Origin of the sequence: Streptomyces sp. NPDC047108, assembly GCF_040643575.1 — a bacterium.
Taxonomy (GTDB): Bacteria; Actinomycetota; Actinomycetes; order Streptomycetales; family Streptomycetaceae; genus Streptomyces.
Map to the genome: position 1 here is coordinate 170,780 of NZ_JBEYUP010000005.1, position 23,948 is coordinate 194,727.

Annotated in this window: 25 protein-coding genes; 15 read left to right on the forward strand and 10 right to left on the reverse strand. The window is 72.9% G+C overall.

The annotated features are described in order from the left end of the window. The first annotated feature begins 17 nt into the window (after positions 1-17). Positions 18-590, forward strand: coding sequence for a response regulator transcription factor (locus ABZ822_RS13760; RefSeq protein WP_360852430.1), 573 nt, complete (start codon positions 18-20; stop codon positions 588-590). 79 nt (positions 591-669) lie between these two features. Here ABZ822_RS13760 and ABZ822_RS13765 read toward each other — a convergent pair whose 3' ends face one another. Continuing rightward, a complete protein-coding gene (locus ABZ822_RS13765; RefSeq protein WP_360852433.1) occupies positions 670-1,509 on the reverse strand; it encodes a transglutaminase-like domain-containing protein in 840 nt (279 codons plus the stop codon). 17 nt (positions 1,510-1,526) lie between these two features. Beyond that, the gene (locus ABZ822_RS13770) at positions 1,527-2,555 is read right to left on the reverse strand and encodes a GNAT family N-acetyltransferase (protein WP_360851880.1); all 1,029 of its coding nucleotides are present in this window, start codon (positions 2,553-2,555) and stop codon (positions 1,527-1,529) included. A gap of 137 nt (positions 2,556-2,692) precedes the next feature. Between ABZ822_RS13770 and fdxA the strand changes: the two genes are divergently transcribed. Together fdxA and dapC are read left to right on the forward strand one after the other, a co-directional pair. Further along, positions 2,693-3,013 carry a ferredoxin gene (gene fdxA / locus ABZ822_RS13775; RefSeq protein ID WP_018089397.1) on the forward strand — a complete coding sequence of 107 codons (321 nt, stop codon included), beginning with the start codon at positions 2,693-2,695 and terminating at the stop codon, positions 3,011-3,013. A gap of 328 nt (positions 3,014-3,341) precedes the next feature. Continuing rightward, positions 3,342-4,436, forward strand: coding sequence for a succinyldiaminopimelate transaminase (dapC, locus tag ABZ822_RS13780; protein WP_360851884.1), 1,095 nt, complete (start codon positions 3,342-3,344; stop codon positions 4,434-4,436). Positions 4,437-4,575: 139 nt separating this feature from the next. On the opposite strand, the gene ABZ822_RS13785 is transcribed toward dapC, so the two are convergent. Next, a complete protein-coding gene (locus tag ABZ822_RS13785) occupies positions 4,576-5,004 on the reverse strand; it encodes an ATP-binding protein (RefSeq protein WP_360851887.1) in 429 nt (142 codons plus the stop codon). A 302-nt stretch (positions 5,005-5,306) separates the two neighbouring features. Continuing rightward, on the reverse strand, positions 5,307-6,317 hold the full coding sequence (locus ABZ822_RS13790; protein ID WP_360851890.1) for a hypothetical protein: 1,011 nt from the start codon (positions 6,315-6,317) through the stop codon (positions 5,307-5,309). 21 nt (positions 6,318-6,338) lie between these two features. Between ABZ822_RS13790 and dapE the strand changes: the two genes are divergently transcribed. Together dapE and ABZ822_RS13800 are read left to right on the forward strand one after the other, a co-directional pair. Further along, positions 6,339-7,409: a succinyl-diaminopimelate desuccinylase gene (dapE, locus tag ABZ822_RS13795; RefSeq protein ID WP_360851893.1), complete on the forward strand. Its 1,071-nt coding sequence runs from the start codon at positions 6,339-6,341 to the stop codon at positions 7,407-7,409. A gap of 85 nt (positions 7,410-7,494) precedes the next feature. Continuing rightward, complete coding sequence (locus ABZ822_RS13800; protein ID WP_360851897.1) at positions 7,495-8,313, forward strand: TIGR00730 family Rossman fold protein; 819 nt, start codon at positions 7,495-7,497, stop codon at positions 8,311-8,313. Between the two features lie 90 nt (positions 8,314-8,403). Here the strand turns inward: ABZ822_RS13800 and folP are convergent, their stop codons facing one another. Then, entirely contained in the window at positions 8,404-9,216 is an 813-nt protein-coding gene (gene folP, locus ABZ822_RS13805; protein WP_360852436.1) for a dihydropteroate synthase, read from the reverse strand. A gap of 208 nt (positions 9,217-9,424) precedes the next feature. Between folP and ABZ822_RS13810 the strand changes: the two genes are divergently transcribed. Together ABZ822_RS13810 and ABZ822_RS13815 are read left to right on the forward strand one after the other, a co-directional pair. Next, positions 9,425-9,910, forward strand: a complete 486-nt coding sequence (locus ABZ822_RS13810; RefSeq protein WP_360851900.1) for a cell division protein DivIVA — start codon at positions 9,425-9,427, stop codon at positions 9,908-9,910. Beyond that, positions 9,907-10,500 carry a DNA-3-methyladenine glycosylase I gene (locus ABZ822_RS13815; RefSeq protein WP_360851903.1) on the forward strand — a complete coding sequence of 198 codons (594 nt, stop codon included), beginning with the start codon at positions 9,907-9,909 and terminating at the stop codon, positions 10,498-10,500. The genes ABZ822_RS13810 and ABZ822_RS13815 overlap by 4 nt, the downstream gene beginning before the upstream one ends. A gap of 89 nt (positions 10,501-10,589) precedes the next feature. On the opposite strand, the gene ABZ822_RS13820 is transcribed toward ABZ822_RS13815, so the two are convergent. After that, the gene (locus ABZ822_RS13820; RefSeq protein ID WP_360851906.1) at positions 10,590-11,390 is read right to left on the reverse strand and encodes an enoyl-CoA hydratase-related protein; all 801 of its coding nucleotides are present in this window, start codon (positions 11,388-11,390) and stop codon (positions 10,590-10,592) included. Positions 11,391-11,740: 350 nt separating this feature from the next. Between ABZ822_RS13820 and ABZ822_RS13825 the strand changes: the two genes are divergently transcribed. After that, complete coding sequence (locus ABZ822_RS13825) at positions 11,741-11,908, forward strand: DUF3117 domain-containing protein (protein WP_003966491.1); 168 nt, start codon at positions 11,741-11,743, stop codon at positions 11,906-11,908. 155 nt (positions 11,909-12,063) lie between these two features. On the opposite strand, the gene ABZ822_RS13830 is transcribed toward ABZ822_RS13825, so the two are convergent. Further along, positions 12,064-12,729 carry an O-methyltransferase gene (locus ABZ822_RS13830; protein ID WP_360851909.1) on the reverse strand — a complete coding sequence of 222 codons (666 nt, stop codon included), beginning with the start codon at positions 12,727-12,729 and terminating at the stop codon, positions 12,064-12,066. A gap of 140 nt (positions 12,730-12,869) precedes the next feature. Here ABZ822_RS13830 and sigE point away from each other — a divergent pair, with 140 nt between their 5' ends. The 5 genes from sigE to ABZ822_RS13855 all read left to right on the forward strand — a co-directional run bounded on the left by sigE (position 12,870) and on the right by ABZ822_RS13855 (position 18,286). Next, positions 12,870-13,664: an RNA polymerase sigma factor SigE gene (gene sigE / locus ABZ822_RS13835; RefSeq protein WP_360851912.1), complete on the forward strand. Its 795-nt coding sequence runs from the start codon at positions 12,870-12,872 to the stop codon at positions 13,662-13,664. After that, entirely contained in the window at positions 13,661-14,530 is an 870-nt protein-coding gene (locus ABZ822_RS13840) for a zf-HC2 domain-containing protein (protein WP_360851915.1), read from the forward strand. The genes sigE and ABZ822_RS13840 overlap by 4 nt, the downstream gene beginning before the upstream one ends. A 226-nt stretch (positions 14,531-14,756) precedes the next feature. Beyond that, entirely contained in the window at positions 14,757-16,862 is a 2,106-nt protein-coding gene (locus tag ABZ822_RS13845; RefSeq protein WP_360851917.1) for a trypsin-like peptidase domain-containing protein, read from the forward strand. 131 nt (positions 16,863-16,993) lie between these two features. After that, positions 16,994-17,446: a sec-independent translocase gene (locus ABZ822_RS13850; protein ID WP_360851920.1), complete on the forward strand. Its 453-nt coding sequence runs from the start codon at positions 16,994-16,996 to the stop codon at positions 17,444-17,446. A 114-nt stretch (positions 17,447-17,560) separates the two neighbouring features. Then, on the forward strand, positions 17,561-18,286 hold the full coding sequence (locus ABZ822_RS13855; protein WP_360851923.1) for a hypothetical protein: 726 nt from the start codon (positions 17,561-17,563) through the stop codon (positions 18,284-18,286). A gap of 259 nt (positions 18,287-18,545) precedes the next feature. Here the strand turns inward: ABZ822_RS13855 and ABZ822_RS13860 are convergent, their stop codons facing one another. After that, entirely contained in the window at positions 18,546-19,706 is a 1,161-nt protein-coding gene (locus tag ABZ822_RS13860) for an Mrp/NBP35 family ATP-binding protein (protein ID WP_360851926.1), read from the reverse strand. A gap of 182 nt (positions 19,707-19,888) precedes the next feature. Between ABZ822_RS13860 and ABZ822_RS13865 the strand changes: the two genes are divergently transcribed. Then, positions 19,889-20,653, forward strand: a complete 765-nt coding sequence (locus ABZ822_RS13865) for a hypothetical protein (protein WP_360851929.1) — start codon at positions 19,889-19,891, stop codon at positions 20,651-20,653. Between the two features lie 42 nt (positions 20,654-20,695). Here the strand turns inward: ABZ822_RS13865 and ABZ822_RS13870 are convergent, their stop codons facing one another. Then, complete coding sequence (locus tag ABZ822_RS13870; protein WP_360851932.1) at positions 20,696-21,226, reverse strand: hypothetical protein; 531 nt, start codon at positions 21,224-21,226, stop codon at positions 20,696-20,698. A 258-nt stretch (positions 21,227-21,484) separates the two neighbouring features. Between ABZ822_RS13870 and ABZ822_RS13875 the strand changes: the two genes are divergently transcribed. Next, positions 21,485-22,414, forward strand: a complete 930-nt coding sequence (locus tag ABZ822_RS13875) for a DMT family transporter (RefSeq protein ID WP_360852439.1) — start codon at positions 21,485-21,487, stop codon at positions 22,412-22,414. A 109-nt stretch (positions 22,415-22,523) separates the two neighbouring features. On the opposite strand, the gene ABZ822_RS13880 is transcribed toward ABZ822_RS13875, so the two are convergent. Next, the gene (locus ABZ822_RS13880; protein WP_360851935.1) at positions 22,524-23,633 is read right to left on the reverse strand and encodes a magnesium and cobalt transport protein CorA; all 1,110 of its coding nucleotides are present in this window, start codon (positions 23,631-23,633) and stop codon (positions 22,524-22,526) included. Positions 23,634-23,948: the final 315 nt, after the last annotated feature.

Sequence of the window (23,948 nt, forward strand, 5' to 3'; positions counted from 1 at the left end):
TGGCCGAGGACCAGTCCATGGTGCGCGAGGCGCTGGCCGCGCTGCTCGGCCTGGAGGACGACATGGCCGTGGTGGCGCAGGTGGCGAGCGGTGACGACGTCCTGGCGGCCGCCCGCGCGGACGAGGTGGACGTCGCGCTGCTGGACATCGAGATGCCCGGCCTGTCGGGTCTCGACGCGGCGGCCGTCCTGCACGAGCGGCTGCCCTCGGTGAAGGTCGTCGTCCTCACGACCTTCGGGCGCCCCGGCTATCTGCGCCGGGCCATGGAGTCCGGGGCCGACGCCTTCCTCGTCAAGGACGCGCCCGCGGCCCAACTCGCGGACGCGGTACGGCGGGTGCTGCGCGGTGAACGGGTCATCGACCCGACGCTCGCGGCCGCCGCGCTCGCCGACGGCGCGAGCCCGCTGACGGACCGCGAGCGGGAGGTCCTGCGTGCGGCGGCGGACGGCGCGACGAACGCCGAGGTGGCGGCCGCCCTGCACCTCTCGCAGGGCACGGTCCGCAACTACCTCTCGACCGCCATCCAGAAGACGGGCACACGCAACCGCGCGGAGGCGGTGCGGACGGCGCGGGAGAAGGGCTGGCTCTGAGGGAGCCTGGCGATCGCCGGAGCCCGCGACGCGCTCCCCGTCCTCTTGGGCAACGGCCCCGATGCGCCGTCCGCAGGCGTCAGTTGAGCTTCGCCCGTGCCGCCAGGGCCTGGCTCTGCACGGACTCCGCCACCCCCGGGTCCACCGGCGCGACGACCTCCGCGTACGCCTCCAGCTCCGCCGCTCCGCGCGTGAAGTCGCCGCGTTCGACGAGCAGTTGGGCCCGTTCGTAGCGCAGCCGCGCAGGATGGCTCGGCAGCAGCAACGACAGCTCCAGCGCCCAGAGCTGGACGTCGGAGCGCTCCGGGCGGGCGGCGGCCCAGGCCCGGATGTTGTTGAGGATCCTCAGGACGATCTCCATCGGCGGCGCGGGCTGCAGCATCCCGGGCGTCAGCGGCGAGCCCGTCGTGCTCGCGACGAGCGCCTGCGCGTCCATGCCGGTCATGACCCGGCCCTGGTCGAAGGGGTCCGCGAGCACCGGTCCCTCCTTGGCGGCCGGATCTCCGAAGCCGACGACGAAGTGGCCCGGGAGCGCCACCCCGTACACCGGTGCCCCGGCCCGCCGCGCGACTTCCGTCCACACCACGGACAGCAGGATCGGCAGGCCGCGCCGCCTGCGCAGGACGTGCGTCAGCAGCGAGGACTCCAGGCGGCGGTAGTCCGCCGGCGTGCCGTGGAAGCCGTGGCGCTCGCCGAGGAGATCGCCGACGGCGCGGGCCCAGCCCCGCGCGCCGTCGGCGGGCCGGAACGGCATCAGCCCCGCCAGCCGGTCGAGTTCGATCTGCGCCTCGTCGATCGCGGCCCCGCCAGCGCCGGGCTCGGCCTCGGCGGCGATGAGCAGGCAGAGCAGCGCGAGGTCGGGGCGCTCCGCGCGCGCCGCTTCCCGGAACCGCTGCCGATTGCCGCCGATGCCGTGCATATCTGCCTCGTACCCGCTCAACGGGCGTCACCCTCCGGTCCTCGGAAATGGTGGTACTCGTGGTGCGTGGTGAATCCCATGCCGTCGTAGAGGGGTCCGGCCACGTCGTTGTCCGACTCGACCTGGAGGTACGCCGCGGAGGCGCCCTCGTCCAGCGCCGTACGCGCGAGAGCGGCCATCACGGCGGTGGCGAGCCCGCGGCGGCGGTGCTCCGGGGCGACCTCGATGGCCGCGAACCCGGCCCACCGCCCGTCGATCACACACCGCCCGATCGCCGCGGGCGCTGTGCCCTCCTCGCCTCCCGGCACCGTGGCGAACCAGACGGACGGGCCTCCGCCCAGCACCTTCAGTACCTCGTCCGCGCTCTCCTCGTACCGGCGATAACGGGAGAGCCACGCCTCGTCGACCGCGCGCGTGAGCACCACGCGCGCCCTCTCCCCGCCGGTGTCCGCCGCCGCGTCCGCGAGCGGTGCGAGGGCGGCGATGCGGATGAGCGCCGACACCTCACGGGTCCAGCCGCGGGAGGCGAGTTCGGCGGCGAGCTGCTCCTGCGCGCCGCCCGCGCCCGTACTCACCTGGACGTACGCGGGCCTGCCGCGCTGCGCGTACCAGGCGGTGATCTCCTCCAGCGCGCGGGGAAGCGGCAGTCCGGGGTCGCCGATCGCCAGAACGGAGTTGGCGCGCCGGGTGAAGCCACCGGCCCAGCGCAGCTCCCAGTCGCCGAGCCGTACGCTCTCGACCGCGGGCCAGCCGCGGGCCGCGACCCGGTCGAGTTCGTCCCAGCGCGCGGCGGGTCCGCGACGGCGCGGAGGCGTGTCGGGGACGACCTTGCCCGCGACGAGACCTGATTCCGGGATCCGGACGATCTCTCCGCCCCTGCGTGTGATGGACAGCACACCGCCGTCCCAGGATGTGAGCACGCCGACCGTGTCGGTGAATTTCTCGCCCGGGGCCCCAGCCTCCGTCAAGCGCCGCACCGATACCCTTTTGCCCACGTCAGCGCTGGTGATCCGGACTTCGAACCGTCCGCCAGTGGTGAAATCCACAGCTCAGTCAGCCCCTCCTGTTCGTCTCGCGCCCCGGAACGGAGATACTAGGTGCGGGCATCGACGACGCCGCGCTCCCGCGCGCCCATGGCGGAGCCGCGATGGGCCCGCCAGCCCTACCGAGGAGGAACGACAGCGTGACCTACGTCATCGCGCAGCCTTGTGTCGACGTCAAGGACAAGGCGTGCATCGAGGAGTGCCCCGTCGACTGCATCTACGAGGGCTCCCGGTCCTTGTACATCCACCCGGACGAGTGCGTCGACTGCGGGGCCTGCGAACCGGTCTGCCCCGTCGAGGCGATCTTCTACGAGGATGACACCCCGGAGGAGTGGAAGGACTACTACAAGGCCAACGTCGAGTTCTTCGACGAGCTCGGCTCGCCCGGTGGTGCGTCGAAGCTCGGCCTCATCGAGCGCGACCACCCCTTCATCGCCGCGCTGCCGCCGCAGAACCAGTAAGGCCGCCGGCGTCCGCTGGGAGTCCAGGGTCGGCGCAGCGCCGCCTCGGTCCCGTACGGCTCCCGCCGTGCGGGACCGACGCGTTTGTCCCTCCGGCCCGTCCCCGCCCGCGAGCCACTCCGGCTCCGCAGGCCCCGATGGGCCCTGTCCGTCCCGCCGTTCCCGGTGGCTCGTGCAGGTCCCGTCCGGCACGTCCGCCGCGGGAGCCGAACGCGGCATCCGGCGGCCGCGCCGCCCGGCAGCCCCGGTGGTCCGCCCGCCGTGACCCCTCCCGCGGACCCGGCCGGTCCGCCCCCGCACCACCCGCAGTCCGAGAGAAGTGAGCACCGTGGCCGCAGTCTCCTCCCGCCTCCCCGTCTTCCCGTGGGACCGGCTCGAGCCGTACAAGGCGACCGCCGCCGCCCACCCCGACGGCATCGTGGACCTCTCCGTGGGCACCCCGGTCGACCCGGTCCCCGAGCCGATCAGGGCCGCGCTCGCGGCCGCGTCCGACAGCCCCGGCTACCCGACGGTCTGGGGCACCCCGCAGCTCCGTGACGCGATCGCGGGCTGGGCGCGGCGGCGCCTCGGCGCGCCGGACCCCGGGCACGCGAACGTCCTGCCGGTGGTCGGTTCGAAGGAGCTGGTCGCCTGGCTGCCGACGCAGCTCGGCCTCGGCCCGGGCGACCGCGTGGCGTACCCGCGGCTGGCCTACCCCACCTACGAGGTGGGTGCGCGGCTGGCCGGCGCCGAACCCGTCGTGTACGACGACCCGGTCGCACTCGACCCCGCGGGCCTGAAGCTGCTGTGGCTCAACTCGCCCTCCAATCCGACCGGTCGGGTCCTCTCGAAGGACGAGCTGCGGGCGGCGGTCACCTGGGCGCGCGAGCACGGGGTGCTGGTCTTCAGCGACGAGTGCTATCTGGAGCTGGGCTGGGACAGCGAGCCGGTGTCCGTGCTGCACCCGGACGTCTGCGGGGGCTCGTACGAGGGCATCGTTGCGGTGCACTCGCTCTCCAAGCGCTCCAACCTGGCGGGCTACCGCGCGGCGTTCCTCGTCGGCGACCCGGCGGTGCTGGGCGAGTTGCTCCAGATCCGCAAGCACGGCGGCATGATGGTGCCCGCCCCGGTGCAGGCGGCCACGGTCGCGGCCCTGGCCGACGACGCGCACGTCGCCGAGCAGCGCGCCCGGTACGCCGCCCGGCGCACGGCGCTGCGCACGGCGCTGGAGGGGAACGGCTTCCGCATCGAGCACAGCGAGGCGAGCCTCTATCTGTGGGCGACGCGGGACGAGCCGTGCTGGGACACGGTCGGCGATCTGTCGAAGCGCGGCATCCTCGTCGCGCCTGGCGACTTCTACGGCGCGGCGGGCGAGCGGTTCGTACGGGTGGCCTTCACGGCGACGGACGAGCGGGTGGCGGAGGCGGTCCGCCGCCTGACCTGACCGCCGTGCGGGACGGCCGGCGACAGGCGTCGGGTGCGTCCCGGCCTTCGGGCGCCGAACGCGCGAAGGGCCCGGGGAGAAGAACAACTCTCCCCGGGCCCCTCGACGTTACGCCCGTGCGTACGCCCGGGACGTGGCCTCAGCCGCCGAGCGGCAGCCCGCCCTGGAGCGGCAGGCCCTGGGTCGCGGCGCCGCCGGGAAGGGTGCCCTTGGCGGTCTTGGTGGCGCCTCCGAGGAGCGGGGCGGAGTTCCCGGTCGCGTCGCCCGCCGCCTTCTTCACCGCCGGGACAGCGGCCTTGCCGACGCCACCGACGGTCTTGCCCGCCTTGGGGAGCTGGGACTTGACGGCCTTGGTGCCGGTGTCGCCCTTCGTGCCGAGCTTCTCCGTGGCACCGTCGACGGCCGCGGTCGCGTCGGCACCGTCGAGCTTGGTGAGCCCGCCCGCGACGTTGGGGGTGCTCGCGAGGTCGGCGGCGCTCGCCGAGCCGGCAGCGCCGACGAGGGGAGCGGCGCCCGCTGCGACCAGCAGCGCGACTCGAGCGATCCGACGCGTGAGGGGGAGGGACATGGTGCTCCTTCGGCGGAGAGAGGCTTGCGCTTCTGTCGTGTGGTGCTGCCCGCGGTGCGGACGCAGTGACTACCGCGTGAGGAGCGCGAAGGTTGCGGCGCCCGGGGGTAAAGAGTTGGCAATGCGTCGCATTATCCGCTGTGGATAAAAACGGGCAAACGTGGAGCCCGAGTTGCTGCTGATGAATCGTCACTTCGCTTGCTGTGCAAGGGAATTGGGAAAGAGCGAGGATTCGGCGGGAGGGGTCGCGGCGCTCCGGAACGGAAAGGGATGCCTGTACCGCTATCGGGTGCGCGGTCGCACTATTGCGCGGTACGGATGAGGACCTTGTTCTCGCTCCGGGATTTCTCCGCGGCGGAGTTCTCCCCCATCGCGTGCCATCCCTTTCCGGATTCCCGCGCCGTCCAGACCCGGCCCGCATAGGAGACCTGCGCGATCCGCAGTTCCGAGGCGTGGGCGACCGCCCAGTGGGCCAGCTCCCAACCGCGCCGCCCCGGCCCGCCCCCGGCCACCGTGGCGCCGACCGGGACGGCGATCACCGGATCCGTACCCGCCCGGCTCGTCGCGCGGCCCGACCCGCCCGCTCGCTCCGCGGCCGTGCCCTCCGCGCCGGGCAGCACGCCCTCGCCGAACTCCCGCACCAGCTCGGCCCGCACCCGCGCCGGATTGCCAGGGCGCGTGGCCTCCGCGGCCGTCGTGCAGGTGAAGGCCCCCGCCGCGCGCCCGGTCAGCGCCGAGGAGAGCAGGGCGGCGTCCGGCTCGTGCTTCGCGTACGCCCTCGGGTAGCCGCTGCGCTGCACCCGCTGCGCGGCCTCGGTCAGCGGCAGCGAGGCGTACCCGTCCACCTTCACCAGGTGGTCGTAGAACTTGCCCGCCGCGTAGACCGGGTCCTGGATCTGCCGCGCGTCGCCCCAGCCCTGCGACGGCCGCTGCTGGAAGAGGCCGACCGAGTCCCGGTCGCCGTAGTCGATGTTGCGCAGGCCCGACTCCTGCATGGCCGTGGCGAGGGCGATGGTGATCGCCCGCTCCGGGAGGCGGCGCGAGGAGCCCACGGCCTCGATCGTCGCCGCGTTCACCGCCTGCTCGGGCTCCATGCGGTAGGTGCCGCCGTCCTTGCCCTGACCCGTGACCCTGCAGTGCGGTGCACCCGGTCCGCGACCTGTGAACTGCACGATCAGATAGCCCGCGAGCGCCAGCAGGACGGCACACGCCGCGCCGATACGGATGAGGCGTGAGCGACGGGCGGTTGAGGTCGGCTCGGACACGTGCCCACGGTACCGGCAGGGAACTTCCCGCGCCGTGACGGACGGCATCGACGGGCTATGGTCGGGCGCATGGAACAACCCACGCTCGACCTGTCCCTGGACGCCGCGGCCCTGACCGCCCAGCTCGTCGACTTCCGCTCCGAGAGCGGCGACGAGAAGGCGCTCGCCGACGCGATCGAGGCCGCGCTGCGCACGCTGCCGCACCTGACCGTCGACCGGGACGGGGACGCGATCGTGGCCCGTACGGACCTGGGGCGCCCGGAGCGCGTCCTGCTCGCCGGTCACATCGACACCGTGCCCATCGCGCACAACGTCCCCTCGCGCCTGGACGCGCACGGGGTGCTGTGGGGCTGCGGCACCTCCGACATGAAGTCCGGCGTCGCCGTCCAGCTCCGCACGGCCGCCACCGTCCCCGAGCCCAATCGCGACCTCACCTTCGTCTTCTACGACAACGAGGAGGTCGCGGCCGAGCTCAACGGCCTGAAGCGGCTCGCCGAGAACCACCCCGACTGGCTCGCCGCCGACTTCGCCGTCCTGCTGGAGCCCACCGACACCAAGGTCGAGGGCGGCTGCCAGGGCACCCTGCGGGTCCGCGTCGAGACCGCCGGCCGCCGCGCCCACTCCGCGCGGAGCTGGCTCGGCGAGAACGCCATCCACAAGGCCGCCCCCGTCCTCGACCGCCTCGCCGCCTACGAGCCGCGGAACGTGGACATCGACGGCCTCACCTACCGTGAGGGCCTGAACGCGGTGATGGTCGAGGGCGGCCACGCCGGGAACGTCATCCCCGACTCCTGCGCCGTGATCGTCAACTTCCGCTACGCGCCCGACCGCAGCGAGGAGGAGGCGTTCGCCCACGTCCAGGAGGTCTTCGACGGCTACACGGTCGTCCTCACCGACTCCGCCCCCGGCGCCCTGCCCGGTCTGTCCGACCCCGCCGCCGCGGCGTTCGTCGAGGCCATCGGCACGGAACCGGGGCCGAAGTACGGCTGGACCGACGTGGCCCGCTTCTCGGGCCTCGGGATCCCCGCGGTGAACTACGGTCCCGGCGACCCCAAGCTCGCGCACACCCGCGAGGAGCACGTGGCGACCGCCGCCGTGCTCGAGGCGGAGGCGAAGCTGCGCGCCTGGCTGACCGCATGAGTTCCACGGCACGTCACCTCCGGGTGCGTACCCTGCACTGAACGACCTCGCCCGGGCGAGGTGGCCCGAGCGGAGGGAGCACACCATGAACAACGCCGAGGGAGCCCGCGAGGCCCGCGAGCAGGATGCTCTCCAGCAGAAGGCCCGGGCTGAGCAGCAGGAGCAGCAGGGCGCGTGGCACGAGCAGCGCCTCGGTCCGGTCGTACGCCGCCGCGGGCAGATGCAGCCCACCACGACGGACCAGCGGCTGCTGGACACCCAGGGTCCGTCGGACTGGGTGCACGAGGACCCATGGCGGGTCATGCGGATCCAGTCGGAGTTCGTCGAGGGCTTCGGCGCGCTCGCCGAACTCGGGCCCGCCATCAGTGTGTTCGGCTCCGCCCGCACCCCGGAGGACTCGCCCGACTACGAGGCCGGCGTGCGCCTCGGCAAGGCCCTGGTGGGCGCCGGCTTCGGGGTGATCACCGGCGGTGGCCCGGGCGCGATGGAGGCGGCGAACCGCGGTGCCTGCGAGGCGGGCGGCGTCTCCGTCGGACTCGGCATCGAGCTGCCGTACGAGCAGGGGTTCAACCGCTTCGTCGACATCGGGGTGAACTTCCGCTACTTCTTCGTCCGCAAGACGATGTTCGTGAAGTACGCGCGGGGCTTCGTGGTGCTCCCCGGAGGCTTCGGCACGCTGGACGAACTCTTCGAGGCCCTCACCCTCGTCCAGACCAAGAAGGTGACCCGCTTCCCGATCGTCCTGTTCGGCACGGACTACTGGAAGGGCCTGGTCGACTGGGTGCACCGCACCGTGGTCGCCGAGGGCAAGGCGTCGGCGAAGGACCTGGAGCTCTTCCACATCACCGACGACGTGGACGAGGCCGTGGCGCTGGTGACGAAGGAGTCCGGGGCGACCGTCTGAGAACCCCGGGCTCCTGAGACGCGTGCTCCGGGGCCGCAGGCGGGCCGGTGAGGCGCGTGCTCCGAGGCCGCAGGCGGGCCGGCCGGAGCCTCAGGCCAGACCCCGGCGGGCGACCGCCGGGGGCCGGTGGCCCTGGATGGAGGCCACCATGTCGAGCACCTGACGTGTCTCGGCCACCTCGTGGACCCGGTAGACCCGGGCACCGAGCCAGGCCGAGACCGCGGTGGTCGCGAGCGTGCCCGTCAGCCGCTCCTTGACGGGGCGGTCGAGCGTCTCGCCCACGAAGTCCTTGTTGGACAGCGACACCAGCACCGGCCAGCCGGTCGCCGTCATCTCCCCGAGCCTGCGGGTCGCCTCCAGCGAGTGCCGGGTGCTCTTGCCGAAGTCGTGCCCGGGGTCGATGAGGATGCCGTCCCGGCGTACGCCGAGCCCCGCCGCGCGCTCGGCGAGCCCGGTCGTGACCCGGAGGATGTCCGCCACCACGTCGTCGTAACGGATCCGGTGCGGGCGGGTGCGCGGCTGCGCGCCGCCCGCGTGCGTGCACACCAGCCCCGCGCCGTAGCGGGCGGCCACCTCCGCGAGCTTCGGGTCGACCCCGCCCCACGCGTCGTTGAGCAGATCCGCTCCCGCCTCGCAGGCCGCCTCGCCGACCTCGTGGCGCCAGGTGTCGATGCTGATCACCACGTCGGGGTGGCGCCTGCGGACCTCGGCGACGAAGCCGACCGTACGGCGCGTCTCCTCGTCGACGGACACCTCGTCGCCCGGGCCCGCCTTCACCCCGCCGATGTCGATGATCGCCGCGCCCTCGGACACCGCCTGCTCGACGCGCGCGAGCGCGGGCTCGTCGCGAAAGGTCGAGCCCTGGTCGTAGAACGAGTCCGGGGTCCGGTTGACGATCGCCATGATCACCGGCTCGTGCTCTCCGAACTCGCGCGTCCCCAGCCGCAGCACCACGCGTCAACCTCCTCGAGCCGCCCGACGCTCGGGACCGGCCCGCGAGAGACCCTAACGCCTGCCCCGGCGCGTCGCCCGGCAGGACCGCGGGGCCGGTCGGCGTGGCACGATCGTCCCTACAGGTTCGGTACGGATTGCTTGCTCCGGGGAGATCGTCGTGTTCTGGTTCCTGCTCATCGCGCTCGTCGCGGTGGTGGCCGCGGTCACGCTCGTGGTGGTCGGGGGTGACGACGGGGTCGCGCTGTCCGATGCCGACCCGGACCGGCTCGACGACAGGCTGCCGGCGGACCGTCCCGTGGCCCGCGCCGACCTGGAGTCGCTGCGCCTGCCGACGACCGTCCGCGGCTACAGCATGACGAGCGTCGACGACGTCCTCGGCCGTCTGGGCGCCGAACTGGCCGAGCGCGACGCGCGCATCGCCGAGCTGGAGGCCGCGCTCGCCGGCGCCCAGGCGTCCGCCATTGGCGGCAACTCCCTGCTGAAGGACCACGACGGAGGGGACGAGTTCGGCGGGTACGGCAGTGCGGGCGGCTACGGCGCCCGCGGCGGCCACGAGGAGTACGGCCAGGACGAGCCCCGCGGCTTCGACGGCCGGGGCCGGTCGGGCGGGGAGCACCGCGGCGACGAGGGGAACCACGCGTGAACGCGCCCTCCGGCGCCGTCGCGGGACCCGACGGCCGGCTGCGCTGCCCCTGGGGCCTGTCGGCCGAGGACTACGTGGCGTACCACGACACCGAGTGGGGGCGTCCGCTGCACGGGGACGACGAGCTCTTCGAGCGGCTGTGCCTGGAGGCGTTCCAGTCCGGGCTGTCCTGGCTGACGATCCTGCGCCGCCGCGAGGGTTTCCGCACCGCCTTCAAGGGGTTCTCCGTCCCGGCCGTCGCCGCCTTCACCGAGGCCGACGTCGAGCGGCTGCTCACCGACACCTCGATCATCCGCAACCGCGCGAAGATCGAGGCATCCATCGCCAACGCCCGGGTCGCCGCCGGGCTCGGCGCGGGCGAACTCGACGCCCTCATCTGGAGTCACGCTCCCGACCCGGCGCAGCGCCCGGCGCCCCGTACGCTCGCCGACGTCCCCGCGATCACGCCCGAGTCGACGGCGCTGTCCAAGGACCTCAAGAAGCGCGGCTTCCGCTTCGTCGGACCGACGACGGCCTACGCGCTGATGCAGGCCTGCGGTCTGGTCGACGACCACCTGGTGGACTGCGTGGCCCGGGGCGCCCGCGCCTGAGACCCGGCGCGCGCCTCCCGGCCCTGAGCGGAACGGCGTCACGCGGAAAGGGCTCCCGTCCGGCGGGAGCCCTTGCGCGCGGCGGGAGTTCAGCGCCCCAGATAGACCGGCTTCTCCTTCTTCACGAACGCCTCCACCGCGATCCGGTGGTCCTCCGACGCCCCGGCCATCGTCTGGAGCTCGTCCTCCTTCTCCAGCGCGTCGCTCAGCGAGTGCGCGGCGCCGTAGGCGAGGGAGGCCTTGATCGCGGCGTACGCGGCGGTCGGCCCCTCGGCGAGGCGGCGGGCGACGGCTGTCGCCTCGGCGACGAGGTCGTCCGCCGGCACCAGTTTGTTGACGATGCCCAGCTCCAGCGCCTCCTGTGCGGGCACGTTGCGCGGGAAGAGCAGCAGATCGGCCGCCCGGCTCGCACCGATCAGCCGCGGCAGGGTCCACGAGACACCCGAGTCGGCGGTCAGGGCGACCCCGGCGAACGAGGTGTTGAACGCGGCGGTGTCCGCGACCACCCGGTAGTCCGCGGCGAAGGCGAAGCCCGCCCCGGCGCCCGCGGCCACCCCGTTGACCCCGGCCACGACGGGCTTCGGCATCTCCGCGATCGCCTTGACGATGGGGTTGTAGTGCTCGCGCACGGTGGTCATCGTGTCGCCGGTGCCGGTCTCGTGAGCCGTGACCAGCAGGCCGATGTGCTCCTTGAGGTCCTGGCCGACGCAGAACGCACGCCCCGTCCCGATGAGCAGAACGGCCCGTACGGCGGGGTCGTCCGCTGCCTGCCGCAGGCTGTCGCGGAGGGCGACCTTGGTGTCGGTGTTGAGTGCGTTCATGGCGTCCGGACGGTTCAGCGTGATCGTCGCGAGCCCGTCGGTCACCTCGTACAGCACGGTGTCGGACATGGGATGCAGTCCCCTTCGTAGCGGTGGTGCCGCCCCCTGCGGCCGGGCGGCGTTACGGCGTGAGCGGTCGGTCACGGACAGCATGGCGGAGATCGCCGGCGGCGGACATGTGACGTCCGTCAAACCGGCCGGGGTCGCGCGCGGGGGGGCGGGGGCGCGAAGTATCGCAGCTCGATCGCCGAATTGAGTGGTTTTGTGAAAGCGCGTTGCAGAAGGGATGCATACCGATGTTGGTCATCGGGTCCTGCCATGCGGGATAATGGCCTGGAAGCAATGTGTTCGATGCCGGTGACGCTGCCTGTCATGGGGCCGTCGGCTGAGATGAGCTGGTTTCAGGAAGGGGAACGAGCATGGCGGCCATGAAGCCGCGGACGGGTGACGGCCCGCTCGAGGTGACCAAGGAGGGGCGGGGCATCGTCATGCGCGTTCCGCTCGAAGGCGGCGGTCGGCTCGTCGTCGAGCTGACACCGGACGAGGCCGACGCGCTCGGCGACGCCCTGAAGAAGGTTGTCGGCTAGGCACAGGGCCACACCACTTCCGCTGCCCCGGCGGACGCCGCGCAAACGCTCGCGTACGGCGTCCTCCGGGGCAGCGTCGTACGCGCACGCGTCCCACAGGGGTTGGTGTGCGGCTTCGGTCCCTTCTGCGGGGGACCTGCGGTCGGGTGTCCGCGTCAGCCGCGCTTGACCGCGCAGAGCAGACCGTCGCCGACCGGCAGCAGCGACGGCAGCAGAGCCGTGCTCTCCCGTACGGCCCGCAGCAGTTCGCGCAGCCGCTGGATCTCGGCGGGCTGGGCCGCGGAGTCCACGGTCCGGCCGTCCGCGAAGACGCCTTCGAAGATCACCAGCCCGCCCTGCCGCAGCAGGCGCAGAGATTCGGCGAGGTAGTCGAGGCACTCCATGCGGTCGCCGTCGCAGAAGACGAGGTCGTACCCGCCGTCCGCGAGGCGGGGGAGGACGTCCAGCGCGCGGCCGGGGATGAAGCGCGCGCGGTTTCCGGCGAAGCCCGCGGCCCGGAAGGCCTGCCGCGCGAACGACTGGCGCTCGGGCTCGGTGTCGACGGTGGTGAGGACGCCGTCGGGACGCATACCGTGCAGGAGGTGGATGCCCGATACGCCGGTGCCCGTCCCGATCTCGGCGACGGCCTTGGCGTCCGCGGCAGCGGCGAGAAGGCGCAGCGCAGCGCCGGTGCCGGCCGACACCGAGCGGAGGCCTGCCTCCCTGGCCCGGTCACGGGCCCAGCGGAGCGCCTCGTCCTCGGCGACGAACGCATCGGCGAACGCCCAGCTCGTCTGCCGGTTGCCGGTAATGACCCTCTCCTGTCCCCGTAGTTGACGCACCCGTGACTGTATCCGCTGGCAAGGGAACCCGCAGATGGCGCCGGGCGTTGGAAGAGGCGGGGAAAAGGAAAAGAGACGGGGGAGCGGTGGCGAAAATGAGGGTCAAAGATCCTTATCCGGAGCTAACGGGCGAGGTGGATATGGTAGGGGCTCTACTGGACACCACCAGAGCCGACAGGGGAGGTGCGGCTGCAGCGGGTGACCGAGGAGTGCTGAGGCGCTTTCGCAGGTCGGCCGGCGAGCCGAAATCCGTGACCAACACCGCTGAGCGTTCCGGCGCCACCACCGACTCCGCACCGACGACCGCGACTTTCTCCACTGCAGCGTCTTTCGGTGACGAAGCGGCTGCGCAGGCGTGGACGCCTCCCACCTGGGAGGAGATCGTCAGCACGCACAGCGCACGGGTCTACCGCCTCGCGTACCGCCTGACCGGGAACCAGCACGACGCCGAGGACCTCACGCAGGAGGTCTTCGTCCGGGTCTTCCGTTCGCTGTCCACCTATACGCCGGGCACGTTCGAGGGCTGGCTGCACCGCATCACCACCAACCTCTTCCTGGACATGGTCCGGCGCCGCCAGCGCATCCGCTTCGACGCGCTCGGTGACGACGCCGCGGAGCGGCTGGCCAGCCGTGAGCCCTCGCCCCAGCAGCACTTCCACGACAGCCACTTCGACGCCGATGTGCAGCAGGCACTCGACACCCTGGCGCCGGAGTTCCGCGCCGCCGTCGTCCTCTGCGACATCGAGGGGCTGTCCTACGAGGAGATCGCCGCGACGCTGGGCGTCAAGCTCGGCACCGTCCGCAGCCGCATCCACCGCGGCCGTTCCCACCTGCGCAAGGCACTCAAGCACCGGTCCCCCGAGGCCCGTGCGGAGCAGCAGCGCTCCCTCGCCACCGTGGTCCCGGGGGGCACCGAGGAGGGCGGGACGGCGTGACCGGATCCGGCGGCACGAGCCACGCCGAACAGCACCTGGGCGACCGCCTCGCCGCGCTGGTCGACGGGGAGCTCGAGCACGACGCGCGCGAGCGGGTGCTCGCGCATCTGGCGACCTGCGCGAAATGCAAAGCGGAGGCCGACGCCCAGCGGCGGTTGAAGAGCGTCTTCGCGGAGACCGCTCCGCCGCCCCCGTCCGAAGGACTGCTCGCCCGGCTGCAGGGGCTGCCCGGTGCCGGCGACGACGGGCCGGGGACCCCGGGCGGTCCCGGGATGGAGGGCGCCTTCGGCTCCGGCGGAGTCCTCGGTGTCCGCGGGGGAGGCTTCGCCTATGTCCCCGCGGGAGATCACGGGCGCTCCAGGGCGAGCGCCTTCCGTATTCATGACGTCGAGCGATCGGCATCGCGCGGCAGGCGCTTCGCCTTCGCCGCGGCCGGTGCGGTCTCGCTGGCGGCGCTCGCCCTCGGCGGCGCCCTTCCGCTGGAAGCCGCGGTCGAGTCGGCCACGGGGCGCGGTGAGGGATCCGGCGCCACGGCCACCCCGGCGCGCACGGCCGAGGCGGGGGGCGGCAGCGCCTCCGTACGGGGCGGGGACGCACTGCTGGCGGCCTCCGCCACGGGTGGCCGTCCCTCGCTGCTGTCCGCACCGGTCACGTCGGGGGGCGCGCAGTCCTCCGTACAGCCGCTGTTCGGGGCGCAGCACCACTTCTTCCCGCCCATGCTCCCGATGGCGGCCGCCCTGTCACCGCTGGTCGCTCCGACGGCCACCGATGCGCGGAGCACCGCCTTCGAGGTCTCCCCGGCGGGGAGCCCTTCGGCCCCGGCACGGGGTCAGGTGGCGTTGCCGTCCTCCACGCCGAAGCACTGACCGGTCCACCGGAACGCTGACCGGAGCACCGGCATGCACCGGAGCACCGGCGCGTACCGGCCCGCCGGAAGCGGTGGGTCCGCCGGGAGCCGGCCGCTCCCCGTGCCTGGTGCAGGGCGCCTGCGCCGGGGCGGCGTGACCTGATTGAATCGCCACGCGGCCGCTGGTGCGGACCAGTTGGCGGGACGGCCCGCGCCGCCGGGCACAGGCGAACGGTGGGGAGAGCATGGACGAGGGGAAGGCCGCCGAGCCGAAACCGAAATGGTGGAGCCGGCCCCGGCGCACCCCGGATGCCCAGCCGGGCCAGGGCTCCGGCCCCGTCTCCCCGCCGGAGTCCGGTGACGGGTCCGGTGCGGCAACAACCGAGGTCGTGAACGGTCCGGGGGAGGCACGCGCCACCGACGAGGTTGCGGCACGGACCGGCGCTGCGGACTCCACCGCGGCCACGGCGCCGTCCGACGCCGCGGCCGGGGACGCGGACCCATCGGCGGCTGAGGCACCGGCAGCCGCGGGGCCCGCTTCCGCAGCGCCTTCCGCACCGGAACCCGCATCCGAAGCGTCCGCTCCCGCAACTGCCGCCCGCCCCGCGGCAGATGGCGTCACGCCGGTTGCGTCCACGCCGGGCGATGCCGTGGCCGCCGCCCCGGCCCCCGCACCCGCCCCGGCCCCCGTACCCGCCCCGGTCGGCGCCCCCGACGTACCGCAGCCGCGGCACGCGCCCGACCCGTACGGCACACCGCCGTACGGACAACCGGGCCCCTGGGCCCCGGCGCCGCCCGTGCAGCACCCCGCCACCACGCCCGCACACGGGACGCCCGTCCCGTCGACCGGGGCGCTGCCCGCCCCGGGCCAACTGCCGCCGCCCGCACCGGAATCCGCTGGTCCACCCGCCGTCCCGGACCCCGTACACCTCACCGGCCCCACCCTCCCCACCGGTTCCGTGACCGAGCCGAACCACCACGCGCCTCCCGTGCGCCAGGCGCCCCCGGCGCACCACACGACGCCCGCCCACGGCACCCGTTTCGCCGAGCCCGCAGGACCGGTGCAGACCCCGGCCCACGGCACCGTGCTGCCCGCGCCCACAGCGCAGGGGGCGCCGGGCACCGCCAACAGCCCCGGCCAGTGGCAGAGTTACGACCCGTGGGCGGCCTCGCCCGTCCGGGCGGGCGCCGTCGGTCATGCCGCCCCGCCCGCCCTGCTGGAGCCCCCTCGCCGGGCGTCGCGCCGCGGCAGCCTCCTCATCGGCGCGGTCCTGCTCGCGCTCGTCGCCGGTGGCATCGGCGGCGGGATCGGTGCGTACATCGAGCGCAACGGCGGGTTCAGAGAGGTCGAACTGCCGCAGGCCGCCGCGGAACCGGGCGACCGCGCCCGCGATCCGGAGAGCGTCGCCGGGATCGCCGGGGCCGCGCTGCCCGGCGTCGTCACCCTGCATGTCGACGGGGCCGGCCGGCAGGGGACGGGCACCGGATTCGTGCTCGACCAGCGGGGCCACATCCTCACCAACAACCATGTCGTGGAGCCCGCCGCGAAGAGCGGCGGGATATCGGTGACGTTCAGCGGCGGCGAGGTCGCCCGCGGCGAGATCGTCGGCCGCGACGCGGGCTACGACCTCGCGGTGGTCAGGGTCCGCGGCGTCTCCGGTCTCAAGCCGCTGCCGCTCGGGAACTCCGACGCCGTACGCGTCGGCGACCCGGTCGTCGCGATCGGCGCCCCGTTCGACCTGGCAGGGACCGTCACCACCGGCATCATCAGCGCGAAGGAACGCCCGATCACCGCGGGTGGTGAGAAGGGCGACGGCAGCGACATCAGCTATGTCGACGCACTGCAGACCGACGCCCCCATCAACCCCGGGAACTCCGGCGGTCCGCTGGTCGACTCCCGGGGCCGCGTCATCGGCATCAACAGCGCCATCCGCGCCGCGGACAGCGGCTCGGGCAACCTGGAAGGCGCCCAGGGCGGCAGCATCGGCCTCGGCTTCGCCATCCCGGTCAACCAGGGCAAGCGGGTCGCCGAGGAGCTGATCAACACGGGCCGGGCCACCCACCCGGTCATCGGGGTGACGCTGGACCTGGAGTACTCCGGCGACGGCGCCCGCGTCCGTACGAAGGACAGCGGCGGCACGCCGGTCAAGCCCGGCGGCCCCGGCGACAAGGCCGGGATCGCCCCCGGGGACGTGATCACCGAGGTGGACGGCGCCCGCGTGCACAACGGCGAGGAGCTGATCGTGAAGATCCGCAGCCACCGCCCCGGCGACCGGCTGGAACTGACCCTGGAGCGGGACGGCGAGCAGCGCTCCCTGGAGCTGACCCTCGGCTCGGCGAGCGGCGGCTGATGCGGTGATGCGGTGGCATCGGTGGCCGTACCACCCACTGCTGTACCGGCAGGAGCACGGCTCCGGGTACCGTGGACGACGCCCGGCACCTCACCGACCTGCGGACCGCGGACCTCTCAAGGAGCTGCACGGTGTTCAATGACATAGGCCCACTCGAGCTGGTGGCGCTCGTGATCCTTGCCGTGCTCGTCTTCGGCCCCGACAAGCTGCCGAAGGTGATCCAGGACGTCTCGCGCTTCATCCGGAAGGTCCGTGACTTCTCCGAGAACGCGAAGGCGGACATCCGCACGGAGCTCGGCCCCGAGTTCAAGGACTTCGAGTTCGAGGACCTCAACCCCAAGACGTTCGTCCGCAAGCAGCTCATGGACAACGACGATCTCGGCCTCAAGGAGATCCGCAACGGCTTCGACTTCCGCAAGGAGGTCTCCGAGGTGACGGACTCGGTGCACGGCCGGGAGAGCGATCGTTCTGCGGCAGGCGGGTCATCGTCGGGCGGGTCGTCGACGGGCGGTTCCGACCTGCTCCGCAAGCGGCAGGACCTCGATCCCGGTGAACGTCCGCCTTTCGACGCCGACGCCACCTGATCCTGCCGTATGTCCGACTGAACCGACCAGTGTGGCTATCCTCCCAGTGTCCGGGGTGACACCGCCTGCGCGGTCCGCCCTCAGACGGAGGGGCAACGAGGAGGCACCACGCTCATGGACACGACGGGTCGGGTAGGGGCGCAGGGCGCGCTCAGTGCGCCCAGCACGTCCGACGATGTGGAGGCCGGAAGAACCCCCCAGGAGGATCTGGCGGGCGTTCGCCGAAGTCTGGACGGCTATCTGCTCGCGGATTTCCCTTGGTACGGGCTGGACGAGGCGTTCTCGGGACCGCGCTGGCTGATGCAGGTGGGCACGGTCGCGGACGGCACGGTCGAACACGGTTCCACCGGACACGGCGAGGAGCCGACCCTGCGCGCCGACGGCGAGCAGGACAAGCAGCGCTTCGCCGTGGTGGTCACGGTCGCGGGCCGCCCGGTGCGCGAGAGCGCCGACGGTACGGGCGTCCTGGACGCCACATCGGTCTCCTCCGCGGCCTGGCTGGCCGGGTCGGGGCTGCTCGCGTGCACCTGGCCCGCGCAGATCGAGCGTCATCTGCGGGACGAGTGGCTGGAGCAGCAGACGCTGGCGGCGTGGGAGCTGGCCGACGAGATCGACGGGCCCGAGTGGACGACCCTGTCGCTGCCGGTGGACGGCGTTCCGACGCAGTTCCACTACCGCGAGTCGGAGTTCGGATGGGTGCTCGCGGGCTCGACCGCGGCGGCCGACGGCCGTTCCGGCGGAGAGAGCGGCGGGGTGCACATCGGGGCGTACGGGCGGGGCATGAGCGCCTACGGCCTCGGCTTCTCGGTGATCAAGGACCTCTCCGAGTACGACCACTGACGAGCACCGTCCGGGCGGGGCGGTCGCCGTGCGCGCCCGCGCCCCCGGTGTGCGACCCGCGCCCCGTACGCGGGGCGTGCGCGCTCCGCAGGCGTACGCGGCGCGCGCCCCGCGCGTCCACACGACGAAGCGCGAGCGATCCCCGCGGACGACAGACGCGAACGGCTCCGGCGACGGACGACGTACGCGAAGGGCCCGGATCCTGAACAGGACCGGGCCCTCGGCTGTCGTACCGGCGACGCGGGCGCCACCGGAACGGTCAGAACTTGTTGCGCGGCGTGATGCCCAGCGACAGCCCGGCCAGCCCGCGCTGCCGCCCGCCCAGCTTCCCCGCGATCGACCGCAGTGCGCTGCCGGCCGGGGAGTCCGGGTCGGTGATGACGACGGGCTTGCCCTCGTCGCTGCCCTCCCGCAGCCGTACGTCGATCGGGATGGCGCCCAGCACCGGTACTTCCGCGCCCGTGGTCCGCGTCAGCCCCTCCGCGACGCGCTGACCGCCGCCCGTGCCGAAGACGTCCACGATCTCGTCGCAGTGCGGGCATGGCATGCCCGACATGTTCTCGACGACGCCGACGATCTTCTGGTGGGTCTGGACGGCGATCGAGCCCGCGCGCTCGGCCACTTCGGCCGCCGCCTGCTGAGGCGTCGTCACCACGAGGATCTCCGCGTTCGGCACGAGCTGGGCCACCGAGATCGCGATGTCGCCCGTGCCCGGCGGCAGATCGAGCAGCAGCACGTCGAGGTCGCCCCACCACACGTCGGCCAGGAACTGCTGGAGGGCCCGGTGCAGCATCGGCCCCCGCCACACGACGGGGGCGTTGCCCGGGGTGAACATGCCGATGGAGATGACGCTCACACCGTTCGCGGACGGAGGCATGATCATGTTCTCGACCTGGGTGGGGCGGCCCTCCACACCCAGCATGCGCGGCACCGAGTGGCCGTAGATGTCCGCGTCGACGACGCCGACCTTCAGCCCGTCCCGCGCCATGGCCGCCGCGAGGTTGACCGTCACCGAGGACTTGCCGACGCCGCCCTTGCCCGACGCCACCGCGTAGACCCGGGTCAGCGAACCGGGCTTGGCGAAGGGCACCTCGCGCTCGGTCTGTCCGCCGCGCAGCGAGGTCGCCAGCTCACGGCGCTGCTCGTCGCTCATCACGTCCAGCTCGACGCTGACCCCGGTGACGCCTTCGACGTTCGAGACCGCGTCGGTGACCTCGCGCGTGATCGTCTCGCGCAGAGGACAGCCGGACACCGTCAGATAGATGCCGACCGCCACCGCCCCGTCCGCCGCGATCTCCACCGATTTGACCATCCCGAGGTCGGTGATGGGGCGGTGGATCTCCGGGTCGTTCACCGTCGCGAGCGCGGCGCGCACCGCGTCCTCGCTGGGCGCGGAGCCTGTGGGTGTGTCGGTAGCCATGCCCCGATGGTACGGCTCGGGAGGCGGCCTCCGGAAAGCGCTGTGAGCGATCTCCGCCCCGAATATGGCGAGTGTCACGCACCGGAAGCGGACGGATCGACGGGCGCCCCCGTACGGCTCCGACCTCCCCGGTACGCTGCCGTCTGCTGCCGAGGCCCCACCGATCAGGAGGCATCACCGACGTGACTGCTCTGCCCCGCACACGGACCGCCGCGCTCGTGGGAGCGGTGTGCACGGTGCTCGCCGTGGGGCTCGTGGGGTGTGCGGAGGAAGACCCCGACGCCGGGACGAACGGCGTGGGGAAACTGTCCCCGCAGAAGATCGAGCGCAAGGCCCTGACCGCGGTCGGGAAGGCGGGCTCGGTACGGCTCTCGGGCACCGTCGTCTCGCAGGGGCGCACGTACAAGCTCGACGTGCGGCTGAAGCGCGGTGAGAAGGGCGGAGGCATCGGCCAGGTCTCCACCAAGGGCAAGACCTTCGAGATGCTGCGGGTCGGCGACGACCTCTATCTGAAGGCCGACGCGAACTTCTGGGCCAGCCAGGAGGGCGGGGGTCAGCCGTCCAAGTCGGACGAGGCGGCCGCGAGCAAGCTCGGCGACAAGTACGTCAAGGTGCCCCCGGGCGACTCCGCGTACAAGCAGCTCAGCGGCTTCACCGACATGGAGCTGCTGATGGACGGGCTGCTCGATCTGCGCGGAGGGCTGGAGACCGGCGACCGCGGCACGGTCTCCGGGGTCCGTACGGTGCGCGTCACCGTCGGGGACGGGGAAGCGGACGGCGGCGCGCTCGACGTGTCCCTGGAGGGCACGCCGTATCCGCTGCGGCTGCAGCGGGCCGGGGGCGCCGGTGTCCTCGAACTCGCCGACTGGAACCAGGACTTCACCCTCAAGGCGCCGAACAAGGACCACATCGTCGACTACGGCAAGCAGATCACGACCGGCAACTGACCGGCGGGCGGCCGACGACGGCCGGCGCGGGTCGCCCCGTCCTCAGCCGCGCTTCCTGCGACCCGGACGCAGCAGCCGGGGCAGGGCGGCCGGGATCGGCCGGCGCGTGGTCGCCGGGGTCTCCGCCGGTGCGGCGGCCAGCGAGCCGTCGGGCAGTGCGGCGGTGGAGCCGTCGGGTTCCAGGCGCAGCACGCGGCACTCACGCGCCCAGCGCTCGGTCACCTGCTCCGCGTCCGGGGCGTTGAGCCGCTTCCCCTTGAGCTCGGCCACGGCGGCCTCCCACGCCTCGCCGCCCGGCGCCAACTCCGTGACGCGCGCGTGCCAGGCCACCAGCCGGCCGCCCTTGTCCTTGCTGCGCACGGTCACGGTGGCGGCCCCGCCGTCGGTGAGGGCGAGACCGGTGAACGGCTGCTCGCCGGGGCCGTCGCCCACGAGGCAGGCAGCGCCCTCGAGCCATACGTGCCACAGGGCGCGCGGCGGCGCCTCCGCCCCGTCGCCCTGGACCCAGATGAGGCCGGACTTCTTGGTGGCCTCCTCGATGAGGGCACGGTCCATGAGGGTCGTCTGCGTCATGGCGCTCAGCTTATGCCGCCCCGCCCGCCGCCCGGAGAGCCCGGTCGTCCCTCCGCCGCCGGGACAGCCCGCCCCGCTCGGCCCTCGTGGTTCCGTTCCTCCCGCCCCGCCCGCCGTACGGTTCCGGGCCGTGTCCCAGTCGGCGGACGGTCAGTTCCGTGACCCCGGCATGCCCCTTACGCTGGTGAGGTTCCGTCCCTGATCCCACGCGAGGAGCCCGTGCGCCGCAGCCCAGCCCAGCAGGGTGAACAGGCCCCGGTGGCGCGCCTGTCCGAGCCCGGCGCCCCCGCCACGGCGGCCCGGCTCGATCTGCTGCTCCTCGCCCTCGCGGTCGCCGGGATCTCGTTCTCCGCCCCGCTCATCGCGGCGACCGCCGCACCCGCCCTGGCCATCGCGTTCTGGCGGAACGCCATGGCGGTCGGCGTCCTGTCACCGGTCGCGCTGCTGCGGCACCGGTCCGAACTGCGCGGGATGGGGCGCAGGGCGCTGCTGCTGTCCGCCGCGTCCGGGGCCCTGCTCGCCGTCCACTTCGGGCTCTGGCTGCCAAGCCTCCACCTGACCTCGGTGGCCTCCTCGACCGCGCTGGTGACGACCACGCCGATCTGGACCACGCTCCTGCTGCGGATGCGGGGGCACCGGCCGCCCGGTCTCGTCTGGGCCGGTACCGGCGTCGCGTTCCTCGGCGTCGTCCTCCTCACCGGCGTCGACCTGTCGCTGTCGCCGCGCGCGCTCGCGGGCGACGCGCTCGCACTGGGCGGCGGCATCGCCGCGGCCGGATACGTGCTGATCGGGTCCGAGGTACGGCGCACCGTCAGCACCACCGCGTACACCTACGTCTGCTACTCGACGACCGCGGCGCTGCTGCTCGTCACGTGTCTGGTGTCCGGATCCGCCGTCACCGGGTACAGCGGTGAGACCTGGCTGAAGCTCGCCCTGCTGACCGCCGCCGCGCAGTTCCTCGGCCACTCCCTGCTCAACCGCGTGGTCCGCGGCCTCGGTCCGTCCGTCACCTCGACGGCCGTCCTGCTGGAGACGCCGGGCGCCGCCCTGATCGCAGCGGTATGGCTCGGCCAGACGCCCCCGGCCGCCGCCTACCCGGCGCTCGTCGTGATCCTCGCCGGCCTGGTGCTGGTGATCATGGGTGGCCGCCGCGGCACCCCGGCGCCGGCCCCCGGTACGGACACCTGACGGACCGGCGACCCGTGACGGACCGGCGACCCGTGACTTCCCGGCAGCAGACAGCCGCCGTACGGCTCCGGCCCCCGCCGGCGCGCCGCACGGGAGGTCAACTCGCCGTTCACAGCCAGCCGTTGCGCTTGAAGCCGCGGTGGATCGAGAAGCAGATGGCGAAGATCACGCCCATCACGAGCGGGTAGCCGTACTTCCACTTGAGCTCCGGCATGTACTCGAAGTTCATGCCGTAGACGCCGCAGATCATCGTGGGGACGGCGATGATCGCGGCCCAGGCGGTGATCTTGCGCATGTCCTCGTTCTGCGCGACCGTCGCCTGCGCGAGATTGGCCTGGAGGATGGAGTTGAGCAGGTCGTCGAAGGCCACCACCTGCTCGTTGACCCGCGCCAGGTGGTCGGCGACGTCGCGGAAGTACTTCTGGATGTCCGGGTCGACCAGCCGCATGGGCCGCTCGCTCAGCAGCTGCATCGGCCGCAGCAGCGGCGAGACGGCCCGCTTGAACTCCAGGACCTCCCGCTTGAGTTGGTAGATGCGGCCCGCGTCGGCGCCGCGCGCCGAACCGCCGCCCGGCGTCGAGCTGAAGACGGCGATCTCCACCTCGTCGATGTCGTCCTGCACGGCGTCGGCCACCGCGATGTAGCCGTCGACGACCTGGTCGGCGATGGCGTGCAGCACCGCGGAGGGGCCCTTGGCGAGCAGCTCCGGGTCGTCCTCGAGGCGGTGGCGCAGGGCGCGAAGCGAGCCCTGACCGCCGTGCCGGACGGTGATGATGAAGTTCCGCCCGGTGAAGCACATGACCTCGCCGGTCTCGACGACCTCACTGGTCGCGGTCAGCTCGGTGTGCTCCACGTAGTGGATGGTCTTGAAGACGGTGAAGAGCGAGTCGTCGTAGCGCTCGAGCTTGGGACGCTGGTGGGCGTGGACGGCGTCCTCGACGGCGAGCGGGTGGAGGCCGAACTCCGAGGCGATGCCGCTGAATTCCTGCTCGGACGGCTCGTGCAGGCCGATCCAGACGAAGCCGCCGTCGGAGCGGGCACGCTCCAGGGCTTCGTGCGGGGTGAGCTGGTCCTTGACGCGGGCCCCGTCGCGGTAGACCGCGCAGTCCACCACCGAGGAGAGGAATCCGGTGGGGTCGCCGGTGCCCGGACCGTAGCCGGGGTGGCCCCGGCGCAGGGCGGGACGGACGGCTGCGCGCAGTTCGCGGATCATCGACATGGCTGGCTCCTTCACGGGCCGGCCGTCGGCGGCGGGACGTGCACTGCCGCCCGGAATGCGGACGTACGGCATCGTACGTCGGCAAAGCGGGCGACACCGCTGTGCCGCGGTGACGGCGTGACGCTGGTTCGGTGTGAGACGTGAATCGCTCTTCCGGCGTCCGCGAATCCCGGTGGACCCCGGCGAAATGTCAGTGGTTTCGCCGAAGGTGTGCGGGGTAGGTCACGCCGCGGGTGCGGTGACGGCGCAGGGCACGGAAGGGCTGTTGGTACTGCACGGTCGACTCGGATCCACCGCAGTCCCACCTCCTCCGGC

What these genes read in the sequence shown, in the direction of transcription:
- ABZ822_RS13765 (WP_360852433.1), bottom strand. Translation starts at nt 1,509, where the DNA reads ATGCACGGCATCGGCGGCAATCGGCAGCGGTTCCGGGAAGCGGCGCGC.
- ABZ822_RS13855 (WP_360851923.1), top strand. Translation starts at nt 17,561, where the DNA reads ATGGACACGACGGGTCGGGTAGGGGCGCAGGGCGCGCTCAGTGCGCCC.
- sigE (WP_360851912.1), top strand. Translation starts at nt 12,870, where the DNA reads ATGGTAGGGGCTCTACTGGACACCACCAGAGCCGACAGGGGAGGTGCG.
- ABZ822_RS13760 (WP_360852430.1), top strand. Translation starts at nt 18, where the DNA reads ATGGTGCGCGAGGCGCTGGCCGCGCTGCTCGGCCTGGAGGACGACATG.
- dapE (WP_360851893.1), top strand. Translation starts at nt 6,339, where the DNA reads ATGGAACAACCCACGCTCGACCTGTCCCTGGACGCCGCGGCCCTGACC.
- ABZ822_RS13820 (WP_360851906.1), bottom strand. Translation starts at nt 11,390, where the DNA reads ATGTCCGACACCGTGCTGTACGAGGTGACCGACGGGCTCGCGACGATC.
- ABZ822_RS13800 (WP_360851897.1), top strand. Translation starts at nt 7,495, where the DNA reads ATGAACAACGCCGAGGGAGCCCGCGAGGCCCGCGAGCAGGATGCTCTC.
- folP (WP_360852436.1), bottom strand. Translation starts at nt 9,216, where the DNA reads ATGGCGATCGTCAACCGGACCCCGGACTCGTTCTACGACCAGGGCTCG.
- ABZ822_RS13785 (WP_360851887.1), bottom strand. Translation starts at nt 5,004, where the DNA reads ATGTCCCTCCCCCTCACGCGTCGGATCGCTCGAGTCGCGCTGCTGGTC.
- ABZ822_RS13880 (WP_360851935.1), bottom strand. Translation starts at nt 23,633, where the DNA reads ATGTCGATGATCCGCGAACTGCGCGCAGCCGTCCGTCCCGCCCTGCGC.
- ABZ822_RS13845 (WP_360851917.1), top strand. Translation starts at nt 14,757, where the DNA reads ATGGACGAGGGGAAGGCCGCCGAGCCGAAACCGAAATGGTGGAGCCGG.
- ABZ822_RS13825 (WP_003966491.1), top strand. Translation starts at nt 11,741, where the DNA reads ATGGCGGCCATGAAGCCGCGGACGGGTGACGGCCCGCTCGAGGTGACC.
- ABZ822_RS13870 (WP_360851932.1), bottom strand. Translation starts at nt 21,226, where the DNA reads ATGACGCAGACGACCCTCATGGACCGTGCCCTCATCGAGGAGGCCACC.
- ABZ822_RS13790 (WP_360851890.1), bottom strand. Translation starts at nt 6,317, where the DNA reads ATGCCGTCCGTCACGGCGCGGGAAGTTCCCTGCCGGTACCGTGGGCAC.
- ABZ822_RS13860 (WP_360851926.1), bottom strand. Translation starts at nt 19,706, where the DNA reads ATGGCTACCGACACACCCACAGGCTCCGCGCCCAGCGAGGACGCGGTG.